Here is a 17,947-nt window from a genome sequence, read left to right as displayed (position 1 = left end):
ACTGAAATTACCTATTTCTATCATTTTCTTGTTTTAATGAGAAGTTAAATTCTAAAGTAATTTATGAATTTTTGAAAATAGTCGCAAATTAGAGATTTTTTTACAAAATACTTCGCTTTTTCTTTAAAAGATCTGTATAATTTCGCCACCCTGTTTTTGTGTGATATTCCCATCACACAAGTTTGGTCAGAATTGACTCGAAGGGGTCCGATTCTACCGTATTAGGTAATATCTTAGGATATTGGGTTTAAACAATTTTAGATTGGTATTTAATTAATGAAAACTTTTGTAGCAAAACCAGAAACAGTTCAACGTGACTGGTATGTAGTAGATGCGACAGGTAAAACTTTAGGTCGTTTAGCTACTGAATTAGCACGCCGTCTTCGTGGTAAACACAAGGCAGAGTACACTCCACACGTAGATACAGGTGATTACATCATCGTTATCAATGCGGAAAAAGTAGCAGTAACAGGTAAAAAAGAAACTGACAAAATCTACTACTGGCACACTGGCTATGTAGGTGGTATCAAAGATGCTACTTTCAAAGAAATGATTGCTCGTCGTCCAGAAGCAGTGATTGAAATTGCGGTTAAAGGTATGTTGCCAAAAGGCCCATTAGGTCGTGCAATGTTCCGTAAATTAAAAGTGTATGCAGGTGCTGAGCACAATCACGCTGCACAACAACCTCAAGTTTTAGATATCTAATCACGGAGCATAAAAATGACAGCAGCAAATCAAAACTACGGCACAGGTCGCCGCAAAAGCTCTTCAGCTCGTGTATTTATCAAACCGGGCAGTGGTAACATTACTATTAACCAACGTTCTTTAGAAGTTTACTTCGGTCGTGAAACTGCTCGTATGGTAGTTCGTCAGCCGTTAGAATTAGTTGAGTTAACAGATAAATTAGACCTATACATCACTGTTAAAGGTGGTGGTATTTCTGGTCAAGCGGGTGCAATCCGTCACGGTATCACTCGTGCGTTAATGGAATACGATGAAACTTTACGCCCAGCACTTCGTGCAGCTGGTTTCGTTACTCGTGACGCTCGTCGCGTTGAACGTAAAAAAGTGGGTTTACACAAAGCACGTCGTCGTCCACAATACTCAAAACGTTAGTGCGACAAGTTGTCGTACTTATGGCGAAAAACTCCTTATATATCAAGGAGTTATCGCTTGGAAAGCTGGTTTCGCCAGCCTCTTCCAACTTTTCAACTGCCTCTTGGAGGCAGTTGGGAAGACAGGCAAGAAACGGAGCGTTGCTCAAAATCTTGTTCTAAGTTGGTAAAAGTAAATTAACCAACTCTAATAACAGTAAGGTATGGTCTTCACTCAGATGTACTTATTACTTGTAGTTTAAGTGATAAGAAGAGTAAGAAAGCAAGATCCGCTGTTGGAACAAATGTTCCCAAGTTTTAACCTGAATACAGGTTGTAAAGAGCATAAGCATATGATGATCCCTAAATATGCAAATGACTTAGGTTACCCATACCTCAGATTAGAGAATAATTTACAGACCTACTATAAATAAAGCTCAAAGTTTCCGTCAGCCTCTAGAAAACGGAACAGAACTAAGTCTTGGTAAGACTTAGGGAGGAGGGGCATACTTCACTTAAACTTATCTTTACTAAGGGTAATCTTCTTAGAAGACCCCATTTCAACCGAGTGGTTGAACCGTGTATTTGCTTGCGGAAATGAGCAAGCGGTATCGTTCGCCTCAAAATTATACCAAAGGAACACTTTAAATTAAAGCATACTATTGATCTAACCAAAATCTGTATAATTGGGATATAAACAGATAAAGGAAAGAGAAAAAAGTAATTGGTTGTTCTTGGTTGTGAACTAAGTTAATGGAATAACTAAAGTAAATTTTATGAAGCATAAAGCAAGGGCTTATTTATTGCAGTTAGGTATAAGCTAACTTAGTAAGTATGCGTAAGCTATTACTGTCATTGTTACAATTAAACAAATTGAAGATATAAGCAGTACAAGGCGTTTAATGAGGTAACCTGTTATATGGCTAACAGTAGTCTAGGGATAGTGCGACACTGGCAACGGTGTGGTGCGGAGCTTCCTGACAATGTACTCCCCGAAAGGGTCAATTTTTCTGTGAAGAAAGGTTGAGAAGGAATGAACAACACATTTCGAGAGAGGCTAGACTGGGTAGAAAGATAAACGTAAGTGAACAGTTGATTAAACTCCGTTATGAGAAATAGCCTACGGTTGTTATGGGCTTAGACCAAAATGGTAAGCAGTCGGATATTCCTCTTGACGTTGGGAATACGCCATCAAAGCATTGTCGGGGGACAGACTGTATCTTCACTACTCGTGTGATAGTAATGGAACTTGGTAAGCCTGTATTTCTGCCTCGTCCACAATACTCAATACTGAAACATATTTATAAGTATGAAACAGGAAGAGGAAAAGGAATGGCAAGTAGAGCGTAAGCAATACTGTTGGGAATGCAGGTAAGGGAGGTTAGAGAAAGCAAATGCTGTGCTGTAATAGTACGGATAGGGCGTGAAATATAGCCTAACCCGAAAGGGTGCAGACTTCTAACTGGTCTTTCATCGTAAGATGATTAGCGTTTCCTTTAAGGGTTATTAGTGTTAGTTTGCCCCATAAAGGCAATTTAAAAAAGTTTTCTCGCCATTATGGGGAGGGAACAAACTAATAACGAATGTAAACAATTTAAAGAAAGCGAGCGTTAGGCTTGCAGACTAATTAACTTGATTAGTCAGTCAGGTTGGGAATACCCGACCACCTAACGCCCGTACTCTTTAACCCAATCGGTTACAAGAGCGGTTAAAACTATCGGTATTCGGTAGTTCCTCTTGTACACCACCAAGTTTACACTGAGGAATTTACCCACTTACCGAGACCTTTTAACTTACCTTGTAATATCAGAGGTAGGTATGAAAGAGCGTAAGCATTATACTGAAAAGGTAGCTTGCAATCCAGCGACCTCGCACATTTCTCAATGGCATTATGTTGAATGGCATAAGGCTGAGCGGTATGTGAAAGGAATGCAAATTCGGATTGCGAAGGCAACACAGGAAGGCAAATGGCGTAAGGTTAAAAACTTACAACGAATGCTGACCCACTCACACTATGCGAAACTCATCGCAGTAAAAAGAGTGACGGAAAATCAAGGTAAACGGACAAGTGGTGTTGATAAAGAGTTGTGGGACAGTCCTGCAACAAAATGGCGATCTGCACTAGCATTGACGGAAAAGAGGTACAAACCCAGTCCATTAAGACGAGTGTACATACCAAAACCGAATGGGAAAAAACGCCCACTAGGTATTCCAACAATGAAAGATAGAGCAATGCAAGCCTTATATCTTTTGGCACTACAACCAGTGGCAGAAACAACAGCGGATAAAGGTTCGTATGGGTTCAGGCTAAACCGTTCAACGGCAGATGCAATAACACACATACATCAGACTTTTTCGCATAAAGGGAAGAAAACCAATCGACCTGTCGAATGGGTACTAGATGCAGATATAGCGGGTTGTTTTGACCACATAAGCCACGAATGGCTGTTAAAGCATATTCCGATGAATAAGAGGATACTGCGAAAATGGCTAAAATCAGGTGTAGTCGAATTTGGACGATTAAAACGGACAGAAGAAGGCACACCTCAAGGTGGAATTATATCGCCTACACTTGCTAATATGGCACTAGACGGATTGGAAAAACTGTTAGAAACTCATTTTGGGAAAAAAGGCAGTCGGAAAATTCGAGAGAGTAAAACCTATTTAGTAAGATATGCAGATGATTTTATTGTATCAGGTAAAACGAAAGAATTACTTGAGCAAGAAGTTATACCACTCATTAAAGGCTTTTTAAAAGAAAGGGGATTATCCTTATCAGAAGAAAAGACAAGAGTAGTGCATATTGAGCAAGGGTTTGATTTTCTAGGTTGGAATGTAAGACGTTTCAAAGGAAAAATACTAAATCGACCGAGCAAAAAGAATGTTAAAGCATTTTATAGCAAAGTCAAAACAGTGATTTCCAAAATGAAAATGGCGAAACAAGAAGACTTAATAAGGGTACTCAATCCGATGTTAAGAGGTTGGGCGAATTATCATCGAAGTCAGGTGGCGAGTAAGGCATTTGGACGAATGGACGCATTAGTTTGGCGAGCCTTATGGAAATGGTGTAAACGGCGACATCACAATAAAGGAGTAAAGTGGATAAAAGAGAAATACTTTTGCACCACGGCAACTCGAAGTTGGGTATTTGGCACTGTATATACCAATGAAAAAGGGGAAACAAGCCCAATAGATTTATTCTATTGTAGTGCAGTTAAAATCAAACGACACGTTAAAATTCAGTCTGAATACAATCCATTTTTACCCGAATGGGAATTATATGGGGAAAAACTTAGCCAAGAACGTTTGTATGATGAACAATCACATAGACGACAATGGCAAGCTTTGTATAAAGACCAACGTGGAAAATGTGCGTTATGTGGTTTACCAATAACCAAAGAAACAGGCTGGCACGACCATCATATTGTGTACAGAATGTTTGGAGGAAGTAATGCGTTAAGTAATCGCTGTTTAGTACACCCAAATTGCCACGTTAAAATTCACGCTTTGAATTTGGATGTTGTAAAGCCGACTATTTATAGTCAATAGAAAGGCTTGAGCTGTATGCAGAGAAATTTGCTCGTACAGTTCTTAGGGGGCGGAAATGTAGTAATATATTTTCGCTACCCGACATTTTCGTTTTCGAGCCAAGGCAGGAAAAATTCCTGCCTTTTTCTTTTTAAAAATACTTATAATTTTAATAGGTTATCTAATGTCAATTAAATTGACAAAATTTTCCGTTTGAAATCTTTACTGAACAACATTATCTTGTGTCTCGTTACTCAGGGGAATACTACATATAGTGCCTGATGAGTGACTAATGTTAATTTATAATCTACATAGGAGACATCAGATGACTGATACGCTTATGGTGACTAAACGTGATGGACGTTTAGAACCAATTAATTTAGATAAGATCCTCAGAGTCATAACTTGGGCAGCAGAAGGATTAGAGAATGTATCTGTTTCACAAGTTGAATTGCGATCACATATTCAATTTTATGATGGTATTAAAACATCAGATATTCACGAGACTATTATAAAAGCTGCAGCCGATCTGATTTCTCAAGAAACCCCCGATTATCAATATTTAGCCGCACGTTTGGCGATATTTCATTTACGCAAAAAAGCCTATTCCAGATTTGAACCACCGCATTTATACGAGCAAGTCAAGAAAATGGTACGCTGTGGAAAATATGACTCCAGTTTATTGACAGAATATAGTCGTGAAGAGCTTGATAAAATAGATACCTTTATTGATCATAATCGTGATTTAAATTTTTCTTATGCAGCGGTCAATCAATTACAAGGAAAATATCTGATACAAAATCGAGTATCAGGAGAGATTTACGAAAGTCCCCAATTTCTCTATATTTTGATTGCAACTTGTTTATTCAGTACTTATCCGAAAGAAACTCGCCTAGATTATATTCAACGATTTTATAATGTAATTTCAACATTTAAGATTTCATTGCCAACACCAATTATGGCAGGTGTACGCACTCCAACTAGACAATTTAGCTCTTGCGTATTGATTGAGTGTGGCGATAGTTTAAATTCCATAAATGCCACAGCATCTGCGATTGTTAAATATGTTTCTCAACGAGCTGGCATCGGCATCAATGCGGGTGCTATTCGAGCATTAGGCAGTCCAATTCGTAATGGTGAAGCATTTCATACGGGCTGTATTCCATTTTATAAATTATTTCAAGCTGCGGTAAAATCTTGTTCTCAAGGTGGGGTTCGGGGTGGTGCTGCGACTGTTTTTTACCCTATTTGGCATTTAGAAGTGGAAAGCTTACTAGTTTTGAAAAATAATCGTGGGGTAGAAGATAATCGCGTTCGCCATATGGATTACGGTGTTCAACTGAACAAGCTAATGTATCAACGCTTAATTAAGGGTGAAAATATTACCCTATTCAGCCCGTCTGATGTGCCTAAACTATATGATGCTTTTTTTTCTGATCAAAACTTATTTGAACAGTTATATATTCAATATGAACAAGATCCCACTATTCGTAAGCAAACCGTAAAAGCAACAGAGCTATTTTCCTTATTGATGCAAGAACGTGCATCAACAGGGCGAATTTATATCCAAAATGTTGATCACTGTAATACCCATTCCCCTTTTATAGCCAGCCTTGCACCTATCAAGCAATCTAATTTATGTTTAGAAATTGCTTTACCAACTAAACCACTTAATGATGACAATGCTGATGAAGGAGAAATTGCACTTTGTACCTTATCTGCATTTAATTTGGGTACTTTAAAGCACTTAGATGAACTAGAAGAACTTGCCGATTTAGCCGTACGAGCCTTAGATGCCTTATTGGATTATCAAGATTACCCGTTAAAAGAAGCTGAAATAAGCTCAATTAAAAGACGATCGTTAGGTATTGGAGTGATTAACTTTGCCTACTATTTAGCTAAAAATGGTGTGAAATATTCCGATGGCAGTGCAAATAATCTCACCCATCGTACATTTGAAGCTATTCAATACTATCTATTAAAAGCCTCAAATCAGTTAGCAAAAGAGCAAGGGGCTTGTGAATATTTTAAGCAAACCACTTATTCACAAGGGGGTTTGCCAATTGATACTTATAAATCAGATATCGATACCCTAACCACAGAACCGCTACATTATGATTGGGAACAGTTAAGAGCTGATATTCTGCAGTATGGTTTACGAAATTCAACATTGACTGCTTTAATGCCATCAGAAACGTCATCGCAGATTTCTAATGCAACTAATGGTATTGAACCGCCACGAGGATATGTCAGTATCAAAGCATCAAAAGATGGCATCTTACGCCAAGTTGTTCCTGAATACGAAAAGTTATCTAACCAATATGAGCTATTGTGGGACATTCCAAATAACAACGGTTATTTGCAACTGGTCGGCATAATGCAAAAGTTTGTCGATCAAGCTATTTCAACAAATACTAATTATGATCCTACTCGTTTTCCTGATGGAAAAGTGCCAATGAAGAGCTTACTTAACGATCTATTGATTGCCTATAAATATGGCTTGAAGACGCTTTATTATCAAAATACCCGAGATGGTGCAGATGATACACAAGATGACATCACACATTGTGAAAGCGGAGCTTGTCGTATTTAGATACAAGCGGATAGGTTTGCCCAATTTTTTGCATAGGCAATCAATAAAACAATATCAATAAGGATCACACTATGGCATATACCACTTTTTCTCAGCATAAAAATAACCAACTTGAAGAACCAATGTTTTTTGGACAAAACGTTAATGTTGCACGTTATGATCAGCAAAAATATGAAATTTTTGAAAAATTGATTGAAAAACAGCTCTCATTTTTCTGGCGACCTGAAGAGATTGATGTTTCCCAAGATCGCATCGACTATCAAAGTTTACCAGATCACGAAAAACATATTTTTATCAGTAATTTAAAATATCAAACATTGCTAGACTCAATTCAAGGGCGGGGGCCTAATGCAGTTTTATTACCAATTTGCTCCATTCCAGAACTCGAAACGTGGATTGAAACTTGGTCTTTTAGTGAAACTATCCACTCCCGATCTTATACTCACATTATCCGAAATATTGTTAATGACCCATCTATCATTTTTGATGATATTGTTGAAAATGAAGAGATCCAAAAAAGAGCAAGGGATATTTCAACCTACTATGATGAACTTGTTTTAGACGCTCAGCTCTACCAAATTTTTGGCGAAAGCGAATTCAATATAGATGGTCAAACAAGGCAAGTTACGCTATATGAGCTGAAACGAAAATTATATCTTTGTATGCAGTCTATCAATGCTTTAGAAGCGATACGTTTTTATGTTTCTTTTGCTTGTTCATTTGCATTTGCAGAACGAAAATTGATGGAGGGTAATGCAAAAATAATCAAGTTTATTGCACGAGATGAAGCCTTACATTTAACAGGCACACAGCACATACTAAATTTAATGGCGTATGGCAAAGATGACGATGATTTTATGCAGATAGCACAAGAGTGTCGTGAACAATCTTTCCAACTTTTTATGGACGTAGTGCAACAAGAAAAAGAGTGGGCTAAATATCTCTTTAAAGATGGCTCAATGATGGGGTTAAATGAAACAATTCTTTGCCAATATGTTGAATATATCGCCAATATTCGAATGAATGCGATCGGCTTAGGTACGCCATTTCCAACGAAAAGCAATCCAATTCCTTGGATCAACGCTTGGCTTGTGTCTGATAATGTACAAGTCGCACCGCAAGAAGTTGAGGTCAGCTCTTATCTTGTTGGGCAAATTGATGCAAATATCAATGCAGAAGATTTTGATGGTTTTAAGTTATAATAAATTGAGATTATAAAATAGAATAATAAGCGGTCGGATTTCCATAACTTTTTGTAAGTACTCTTTGTAAAACAACGCTGAAATCTTACCGCTTATCTTTTTCTTGATTCTCAAGTATAGAGACAACAGAGTTTGTTTAGGAGCAACTTATTGTTTTACTAAGCCACTAATCTCTTTTCTTTTCCGATCAATTTCCGCTTTGATATTAAATGCCCTAGCAATATTTTCACTGGTTAATACCGCTTGGGTTTCGCCTTGAGCAATAATGTTACCCTCGTTGAGTAATATGATCTCATCACAAAAACGATAAGCCAGCGAGAGATGATGAATGACAATCACGCAAGTGTGTTGTGGTGTGAGTGCTTTAAGCTGTTCCATTATATCGAGTTGGTAGTAGGGGTCGAGTGCAGCGATAGGCTCATCTGCAAGTAGTAAAGGGCTGTTTTTAATGCAACAACGGGCTAATTGCACACGCGTTTTCTCTCCACCTGAAAGCTGTTGGAAAGGCTTATCAAGTAAGTTAATCAGTGAAAATTGTGCCGAAATTGACCGCACTTTTTTCTGTTCTTCCGCTGTTTTTAAGGGAGAAGGCAAACCAAGTGCAATCACATCATATACGCAAAGATCCCAGTGAATAGCAGTGCTTTGGGCGAGATAGGCGATGTATCGGCTTTTTTCTTGAGCGGTCATTGCGGATAATTTGCAATTATTCAGCCAAATCTCACCGCTTGTAAGCGGTAAGATCCCAGCGATACTTTTCAACAGCGTAGATTTACCTGCACCATTTGCCCCCATTATGCCAATTAGTTTGCCTTGTGGTATGTGGCAATTCACATTATGTAGTGCATAGGGGAGTGTGAGATTTTCAACTTTAATCATATATTCTCCGCTGTTGAGTCAGTAAAATCCAAATTAGCACTGGTGCACCAATAATTGCTGTGAGTGTACCAATGTAAATATGGGAAAAGAACGGGATATATTGAATACAGAGATCGGCAATCACAAGCAATAATGCCCCAATTAAAGCACTGGTTACATAGAGTTGAGAAGGGCGTTTTTTCAATAAAATGCGTGCAAAATGTGGGGCAATTAAGCCGATAAAGCCGATAGTACCAGTTTGGGGAATGGTTGCTCCCACTAATAAAGCAACACCGAATGTTGTAATGAAAAAGCTTCGTTTAGGGTTTATGCCCATCGTACTTGCGGTTTCTTCTCCAAAGGTGAGTAAATCAACATAACGACGTTGGTGGTAAAGGCAGAAAATCCCGAATAAGATAAAAGGTAAAGAAATAAGCAGCGTATCGAATTTTGCCCACACTAACGAACCTTGTAGCCAGCGATAGAGTTCGGCTAATGCCCAAGGGCTTTGAGCGTTAGACAGCAGTAATGCAATGGCAGAGCTTAACAACATATTGATGGCTAAACCGCTTAAAATCATCATTGTGGTACCGTGATTTTTGGCTATAAAATAAACCAGTAAAAAGCTGAGTAATGCTCCAGCAATACCGCCTAACAGTAATAGGCTAAAAGGGGCGGAGAAGTAATAGAGCATAAACACACTGGCAGTTGTCGCACCATTTGCACTTCCGAGTAAACCAGGGCTGGCAAGTGGGTTCTGAAAAATCCCTTGCATTGCATTACCTGCAAGGGCAAGACTTGCCCCTGTCAAAATCGCTAAACTTAGGCGTGGTAAGCGAATATCCGTTAGAACAAGGGAACGCATATCAGTAATAACGCCTTCCGCATTGAATAACGCAGAAAAATCCGCTAGTTGATAATAACTTGCTGACAAGATAATAGCGATTAAAAGTAAAAATAGTGTGGCGTTTAATTTGTTTATGTTACTCATTTTTCTCTATTTTGATTTCTTTTGAAATATCTTCAAACAATTTTGCAAAAGAAATGGCGTTTTCTATCGGAGGATTTTAATTTAAACCGTCGATAAATTGTCGACAGTCCACTTTTTTCGTCGTCATTTCTCTACTTACCCTGCCACTGCTGATAAACTTTTTCTGCCCCTTGCCAAATACCGTGATCGAAACAGTAGGTATATTTTAATGGAATGCTGACAAGCGGTCGGTTATGGAAGATTTTTTGCAATATAGGGTGATTGAGTAGCTCGGCTTGCTCATTATAACCCTGTTTATCTGTGAGCGAGATCAACACATTTGGCTGGCTTAATAATATTTTTTCCAGTGAAAAATTTTGTGGTGTTAATTGTAGCTTGAGCGGAGTTAAGCCAAGTAGCGTCAATAGCGTCTGATAATGCGGTTGGGTGCTATCTATTACCCCTGTATCGGATAACACTAATGTATCGCTAAGCGGTTGGTTTAGCGAAAAATTTTGCTGTTTAAGCCTTTGCACTAATTGTTCTGCGGTAGATTGATTTTCTGTTAATTGCCCGAATTGTAATATCAACTCAAACAGCTGTTCGGGTGTCTGTGGGGTATCATTTAAGGGAATAATCTTTACCCCTAATTTTTTTAAATCGGCGACAAGTTGCGGATAAAAATGTTCATTGATCAGAATAGTTTTATCTAAATAGGGTAATAATTGTGTAAGCTGTGGTTCAAGTATCGGTTTGTCTTGATTGATTTTATCCAACATCATCAGCGGATTTTTTGAATAAGGCGACATCGCAGAAATTTGTTCTGGGCGAGCTAATTCAATGAGTAGGCGGTCGCTACAAAGGGTAAGCGAAACGAACTGTTCTTGTGCCAAAGCCGTTGTAAACGGTAAGAAAAGTGTGCTGAAAAATGTCAGTGTTTTTTTCATAAAATGTAGGGGCTAATCATATTAGCCCCAGTAATGATTAGAAACTACCTTTTAAACCAACGTAAACGTTACGTCCCATTTGACCGTAGCCGATAATATTTTCATATTTTTTATTGAAAACATTATTTAGGTTGGCATAGATATTTACGTTTTGGCTAACTTGATAATTCACACCAAGGTTTGCAAGAGTGTAAGAAGGCATTTTCACACGAGATGAAGCATAGGTCACTTCATTGAAGTGATTGTCGATACGTTTGCCAACATAAGAAAGGTTTGCATTAGCACCAAGTTGTTCGGTAATTTGATATGCCACGCCTACGTTAGCAAGATGTTTAGGACGGCGAACTAATTCAACACCTTTGCTATCTTTACCACGAGTGTAAGTGTAGTTGGCAAAAGTAGTCAGTGTATCCGTTAGCTTGCCACTATAAGCAATTTCTACCCCTTTAAGTTTACTTAAACCATCAAGGTTAATCGCTTGTGAAACAGTTACATAGGTTACTGGATCAGATGATAATACTTTGCTGCTGATTAAATTATTAACATTACGTGCAAAGTAAGTCACATCAAGGCTATGTTTTTTATCGTTAGATTCGATGAGTAAACCTAAATCACCGCCTAAACTTTTTTCAGGTTTGAGAGCAGGATTTGCGACATAAGATCCGTTATAACCGTAGTATTCGGTCATTGTTGGATTTTGGATTGCTGTCCCGAAACTTGCGTGCGTTTTGAAATTAGGTGATAAACGGTATGCACCTGAAATACGCCCAGTGAATGCGTTTTTATATTGTGAATTTTCAATAAAACGTCCACTGATTGCAAGAGCGTGATCATCTTCATTTAATAAGCGATATTCTCCAGCAAAACTAGTTTCACTTAATGTTTTCTCGTTACTATATGATGTTGAACGATATTTGGATTTTTGGTATTCAGTTAAAAGGCTAAATGCTTGCGTGATTGCACCATCACGGTCAAAATTAATATCGAGCTGATAGTTTGCATTTGTTTTATTCGCATCATAGGCACTCGCCCAAGAGCTAAATGTGTCACTATCGGTTTTCACATTGCTGACGCTCGCTTTGTGTTTGAATAATTCTTGATCGCTACCGATATAGCCACTTAGTTTGAATAAGGTTTCACGAGTGCGGGTACGATCATCAAAAGTAGTTTCGCCTGCTAAGCTACCGTCATAACGAGCGGTTTGTGTTGCGTGAGAAGCTAAGAATTCAATACCACGATCTTTGCCATCATAACCAAAGCGTAATGAGGCATTATCACGATGGAATTTGTCTTTTTCTATCGCTCCACCCGATACGATTTGCGTGCCGTTTTCAGCGGTATAGCGGAACTTGTTTGAGCTATAAGCTGAAATACCGCGAGTACGGTGGCTATTGCCATTCAAAGCATAGTAAAAACCGTTGTGATAACCCGATACTGTCGCAGAAGCATCATAAGTGCCTTTCGAGCCTGTGCCTAAATCAAAATCAACATTAAATGGCTTATCTTTATAAAGTCCGCTTTTAGTTGTGATATAAACCACACCACCCATTGCATCACTACCCCAAAGAGCAGATTGTTCACCGCGTAACACTTCGATACGTTCGATATTGCTTAGGCTTAATCCGCCAAAATCAAAACCGTAACCAGTGACTGGGTTCATTTTCACCCCATCAATAACCACTGCGGTATGGTTAGCATCTGCACCACGCAAGTAAAAATTGGTCAATGTGCCACGCCCACCAGATGCACTGATCGCCATACTTTGCACAGTTTTCAACACATCGCTAACATAGGTTGCATTACGCTGTGCAAAATCTTTTTCAGTTAAAACAGTAACAGATGAGGCGGTTTTATCCTGATTAACTGGAGCTGCATAAGCAGAATAAACATTAACAGCAGGTAATTCATTTGAAGTTTGCTGAGCTGATGCCAGTGCTGGTAGAGCAAATAACATTGCTAAGGTAATCTGATTTTGTTTCATTTTATTTCCTAAGTAAAGTTTATAAAAAATGACATTATATCAGTAAATTAGATAAAATTATCACTTACCGCCGTAAAACCCTGTCTTTTAGAGTACGGATATAAGGCGTTCGCTATTTTTCAGCTTCATACAGATTTTCCCCAATTTAAGAAAAAATGCGTAAAAGATAGTTTTCGATCCTCAAGGTTGTAAAATTGAGCAAGAAAATGTCCGCTTGTGGTGACCTAAAATCGGCGGGGTACTGTCCTTATTGTCAGCAGTCCCACCGAAGTGATCTCGATCTAATTTTAGATTAAGATGCAATAGGAATCCCTGATTTTAGACAGGGGAGGATATAAAATCATTAAGCAGGATTATCAATATCAATAAATTCTACATCTAAGCCATATTCTTTTGTGAGCCACTCGCCTAGTGCTTTAACACCATCTCGCTCTGTTGCATGATGTCCACAAGCGAAATAATAAATACCTTGTTCACGAGCAGAATGTGTTGTTTGTTCAGAAATCTCACCGCTAATAAAAGCATCAATGCCTTTTGCTGCCGCTAAATCAATATAACCTTGACCACCTCCAGTACATATTCCAACGGTTTTAATTAGCTTTTGTGGAAATTCATCAACAAATTCATTACACAAAACTAAGTTGCGTTGTAACGCTTTTTCAAGTCTTATTTTTAGTTCTTCTGCAGAAATAGCTTGTGGTAATTCGCCATAGACAGGAATGGAATTAGCTTTATCTTCTAGTCCTTGTAAATTTTGCACACCAATTTTTTGAGCAAGTTGAGCATTATTACCCAATTCCGAATGAATATCTAAAGGTAAATGGTAGCCAAAAAGATTGATGTCATTTACTAATAACTGTTTGATACGTTTACCTTTCATTCCACGAATACAAGGGTTTTCACTTTTCCAAAAATAGCCGTGATGAACTAAAATCGCATCGGCTTTTTTAGCTATCGCTTGTTCGATTAACGGCAAACTGGCAGTTACCCCAGTAATGATTTTTTTGATCTCTTTACGTCCCTCAACCTGCAAGCCATTTGGGGCGTAATCTGAAATCATTTTGCTATTGAGTTTTGTATCCAAAATTTGTTCTAGTTCTAAATTGGTTAGCATTGTTTATCCTTTTATATTTTTTAGAAACTTAAAGAAATTATTAGTGGGGTAGGGTTCAACCCTACAAAGCTAAATGAGTGTTTTTCAGGATTTAAAAACGTAGGGGCTAATACATTAGCCCCTAAATAAATTGATGTAGATTTGGTATAGGGCAATTATTTGCCCCTACAATTTTTATATTATTCTATTGTGTTGCTTGAATTGCTGTTAATGCAATAGTGTACACAATATCATCTACTAACGCACCACGAGAAAGGTCATTTACAGGTTTACGCATACCTTGTAGCATTGGACCAATCGAGACTAAATCAGCAGAACGTTGAACGGCTTTATAGGTTGTATTACCTGTATTTAAATCAGGGAATACGAATACCGTGGCTTTACCTGCAACAGGGGAGTTTGGTGCTTTAGAACGAGCAACATCTTCCATAATCGCAGCATCGTATTGTAGTGGACCATCAATAATGAGATCTGGGCGTTTTTCTTTTGCCAAACGAGTCGCTTCAGCCACTTTCTCAACATCCGCTCCTGAACCTGATGTTCCTGTTGAATAAGAAATCATTGCAACACGAGGATCAATACCAAATGATTTTGCAGAATCTGCAGATTGAATTGCAATTTCAGCTAATTGTTCCGCACTTGGATCTGGATTTACTGCACAGTCACCATAAACAAGTACTTGATCTGGCAATAACATAAAGAATACAGAAGATACAATTGAGCTACCTGGTGCAGTCTTGATAATTTGCATAGGTGGGCGAATTGTATTCGCAGTGGTATGCACTGCACCAGAAACTAAGCCATCAACTTCGTCAGCTTCTAGCATCATTGTACCAAGAACAACGTTATCTTCTAATTGCTCACGAGCAACCACTTCCGTCATACCTTTATTTTTGCGTAGTTCAACTAAACGAGCAACGTAGTTTTCACGAACAGTAACAGGATCAATAATCGTAATACCTTTACCTAATTGAACACCTTGAGCTTCTGCAACACGTTGTACTTCATCAGGGTTTGCTAATAAGATACATTCTGCAATACCTCTTTCAGCACATAATGCGGCAGCTTTAACTGTACGAGGTTCATCGCCTTCTGGTAATACAATACGTTTTTTCGCTGCACGAGCAAACTCCGTTAATTGATAACGGAAAGCCGCAGGGGAGAGGCGACGAGCTCGAACAGAGGCTGTTGAAATGCGATCTACAAACTCACCATCAATTTGTGATGAAACATATTCTTTAATTGCCGCAATACGCTCTTTATCATCAACAGGTACTTCTAAGCTGAAACTTTGTAGGCTTAATGATGTTTGCCACGTATTACCTTCACTACGGAAAATAGGTAAACCAGTTTCAAATGCTCGTTGGCAAAGTTTGGCAATTTGTGAATCAATTTTATAACCACCCGTTAAAAGAATTGCCCCTAACTCAACACCGTTCATCGCAGCGAGAGATGCTGCCACTAATACATCAGGACGATCGGCAGAAGTCACTAATAAACTACCTGCTTTAAAGTGATCAACCATATGTGGAAGGCTTCTTGCACAGAAAGTTACGCTACGAATACGGCGAGAGTGAATTTCACCTTCATTGATAATTGCTGCATTCAAGTGTTTTGCTAAATCAATTGCACGAGTTGCAATTAAATCTGAGTTCCAAGCAATACAAGCTAATAATTTAATTGGGCTTTGACTAAATAATTTTTCAACTTCATTTTCAGTATTTACGCTGTGTTGGAATGAATCAAAGATTTCTGTTAAATCAGGGCGAGTACGACCAGACTCATCAACAGGAGCATTGAACTTATTGATGATAACACCTAATAGGTTAGGGTTATGACGTCCACCAAATTCAGATGCTGCCGCTTCAATACGCTCTTTTAACTCTGAAGGTTTATCTGCACCAGGTGCAGCAACTAATACGATTTCCGCATCAAGTGCCTGAGCAATATCATAGTTGATACTATTTGCATAGGAATTTTTGCGTGTTGGGATTAGCCCTTCAACTACAACAATCTCACAGTTTTTGCTTAATTGTTGATGACGTTCAACAATTTTCTCGAGTAAAACATCAGATTGATTTTGACCAATCAATGTTTCTGCTGCACTTAACATAAACGGCTCACCAGTTTCTGTTGATTGTGCCGCACGAATAATGGTTGTAGAGCGATCTAAAGTATCTTCACCGCTAATTGGTTGAGCAATTGGTTTTAAAAAACCGACTTTAGCACCTTTTTGTTCAAGGGCGTGAACAAGACCAAGGCTGACGCTTGTTAGGCCAACCCCTGTTGTCGTTGGGATTAAAATAATTGTTCTTGACATAATTTTTTCCTAACTTTAGTTTGAGTTTGTTGATACAAGCGGGGAATTTTCATCAATAATTTGCAAATTTTTAATCAAATCCAACCGCTTGAGCTGAAAATAAAAACCTGCCTTACGGCAGGTTAGTTATTATAACGCTAAACGCGCAGTATCTTGTGCAATAACAAGTTCTTCATTTGTTGGAATAACAAATGCACGGAATGCAGAATCTGTTGTAGTAATTTCACCTGATTTACCAAAACGAGCTGCAGTATTTTTCTCGCTATCTACTTTAATACCGAATAATTTCAAGTAATTTAGAGTTAATTCACGCACAGGACCTGCATTTTCACCAATTCCACCAGTGAATACGATAGCATCTAAGCGGTCATCACCTAAAATTGCCATATAAGAACCGATATATTTCGCTAAACGATAGCAGAAACCGTCCATTGCACGTTTAGCTTCTGGTTTGTCATTATAATTATCTTCAGCAAAACGACAGTCACTAGTAACTTCTGTTAAACCTAATAAACCAGATTTTTTCACTAAAGTTTCTTCGATTTCTTTTACTGACATTCCTAAAGTATTGTGCATAAAGAAGATGATAGCAGGGTCTAAATCACCTGAACGTGTACCCATTACTAAACCTTCGAGTGGTGTAAAGCCCATTGAAGTATCAATACATTCACCATTACGGATTGCAGCAACAGAAGCACCATTACCTAAGTGACAAGTAATGATATTTGCCTTTTCAGCTGGAATGCCTAATACTTTTGCTGCTTCACGACTTACATAGTAGTGGCTTGTCCCGTGGAAACCGTAACGGCGAACACCGTGTTCTTTATAAAGAGAGTAAGGTAGAGCATATAAGTATGCTTGTTCTGGCATTGTTTGGTGGAATGCTGTATCAAATACGGCTACGTTTTTCTCTTTTAATTCTGGGAATGCTTTAAATGCTTCTTCAATACCAATTAAGTGAGCAGGGTTGTGAAGTGGTGCAAATGCTGCCGCTTCTTTGATTCCTTCAATAACTTCTGGCGTGATAACAATAGAAGAAGTATATTTTTCACCACCGTGAACGATACGGTGACCAATAGCACCAATACTATCTTTTAATTCTGCACTTAAAATATTTGAAACAATATAATTTAACGCTTCGCTATGTGCTGCACCTGCACCTAAATCTGCTGCACCTTTTTCACCATTTAATTTCCATTTGATACGAGCATCTGCTAAGTGGAAATTTTCCGCTAAGCCAGATAATTTCTCGTCACCTGTTACTGGATCTAAAATTGCAAATTTTAGCGATGAACTACCGCAGTTTAAGATGAGAACTAAGTTTTTAGACATAATTAAAA

At 38.3% G+C, this 17,947-nt stretch carries 13 protein-coding genes; 6 read left to right on the top strand and 7 right to left on the bottom strand.

What is annotated here, in order from left to right:
• Positions 1-276 precede the first annotated feature (276 nt).
• From rplM to nrdB, 6 genes are all read left to right on the top strand, one after another.
• A complete protein-coding gene (gene rplM / locus ACWIW0_RS02390) occupies positions 277-705 on the top strand; it encodes a 50S ribosomal protein L13 (RefSeq protein WP_157394674.1) in 429 nt (142 codons plus the stop codon).
• Between the two features lie 15 nt (positions 706-720).
• A complete protein-coding gene (gene rpsI / locus ACWIW0_RS02385; protein ID WP_157394675.1) occupies positions 721-1,116 on the top strand; it encodes a 30S ribosomal protein S9 in 396 nt (131 codons plus the stop codon).
• A 1,109-nt stretch (positions 1,117-2,225) separates the two neighbouring features.
• Complete coding sequence (locus tag ACWIW0_RS02380; RefSeq protein WP_218192474.1) at positions 2,226-2,444, top strand: hypothetical protein; 219 nt, start codon at positions 2,226-2,228, stop codon at positions 2,442-2,444.
• A gap of 468 nt (positions 2,445-2,912) precedes the next feature.
• Complete coding sequence (ltrA, locus tag ACWIW0_RS02375; protein WP_454452053.1) at positions 2,913-4,643, top strand: group II intron reverse transcriptase/maturase; 1,731 nt, start codon at positions 2,913-2,915, stop codon at positions 4,641-4,643.
• 304 nt (positions 4,644-4,947) lie between these two features.
• Complete coding sequence (nrdA, locus tag ACWIW0_RS02370) at positions 4,948-7,215, top strand: class 1a ribonucleoside-diphosphate reductase subunit alpha (RefSeq protein WP_454452052.1); 2,268 nt, start codon at positions 4,948-4,950, stop codon at positions 7,213-7,215.
• Positions 7,216-7,286: 71 nt separating this feature from the next.
• Positions 7,287-8,417 (top strand): class Ia ribonucleoside-diphosphate reductase subunit beta, encoded by a 1,131-nt coding sequence (gene nrdB / locus ACWIW0_RS02365; protein ID WP_454452051.1) that lies wholly within the window; start codon positions 7,287-7,289, stop codon positions 8,415-8,417.
• Between the two features lie 147 nt (positions 8,418-8,564).
• Here nrdB and ACWIW0_RS02360 read toward each other — a convergent pair whose 3' ends face one another.
• From ACWIW0_RS02360 to ACWIW0_RS02330, 7 genes are all read right to left on the bottom strand, one after another.
• Positions 8,565-9,296, bottom strand: coding sequence for an ABC transporter ATP-binding protein (locus tag ACWIW0_RS02360; protein WP_454452050.1), 732 nt, complete (start codon positions 9,294-9,296; stop codon positions 8,565-8,567).
• A complete protein-coding gene (locus tag ACWIW0_RS02355; protein WP_454452049.1) occupies positions 9,289-10,266 on the bottom strand; it encodes a FecCD family ABC transporter permease in 978 nt (325 codons plus the stop codon). The genes ACWIW0_RS02360 and ACWIW0_RS02355 overlap by 8 nt, the downstream gene beginning before the upstream one ends.
• Positions 10,267-10,397: 131 nt before the next feature.
• On the bottom strand, positions 10,398-11,192 hold the full coding sequence (locus ACWIW0_RS02350; RefSeq protein WP_454452048.1) for a helical backbone metal receptor: 795 nt from the start codon (positions 11,190-11,192) through the stop codon (positions 10,398-10,400).
• A 37-nt stretch (positions 11,193-11,229) separates the two neighbouring features.
• Entirely contained in the window at positions 11,230-13,173 is a 1,944-nt protein-coding gene (locus ACWIW0_RS02345) for a TonB-dependent receptor domain-containing protein (RefSeq protein ID WP_454452047.1), read from the bottom strand.
• 343 nt (positions 13,174-13,516) lie between these two features.
• Entirely contained in the window at positions 13,517-14,287 is a 771-nt protein-coding gene (locus tag ACWIW0_RS02340; protein ID WP_454452046.1) for a Nif3-like dinuclear metal center hexameric protein, read from the bottom strand.
• 184 nt (positions 14,288-14,471) lie between these two features.
• The gene (gene pta, locus ACWIW0_RS02335; protein WP_157393702.1) at positions 14,472-16,607 is read right to left on the bottom strand and encodes a phosphate acetyltransferase; all 2,136 of its coding nucleotides are present in this window, start codon (positions 16,605-16,607) and stop codon (positions 14,472-14,474) included.
• A 129-nt stretch (positions 16,608-16,736) separates the two neighbouring features.
• Entirely contained in the window at positions 16,737-17,939 is a 1,203-nt protein-coding gene (locus tag ACWIW0_RS02330; protein WP_454452045.1) for an acetate kinase, read from the bottom strand.
• Positions 17,940-17,947 lie beyond the last annotated feature (8 nt).

It is taken from the genome of Ursidibacter sp. B-7004-1 (genome assembly GCF_053654055.1).
This window is presented reverse-complemented; position numbering and strand designations above follow the sequence as displayed.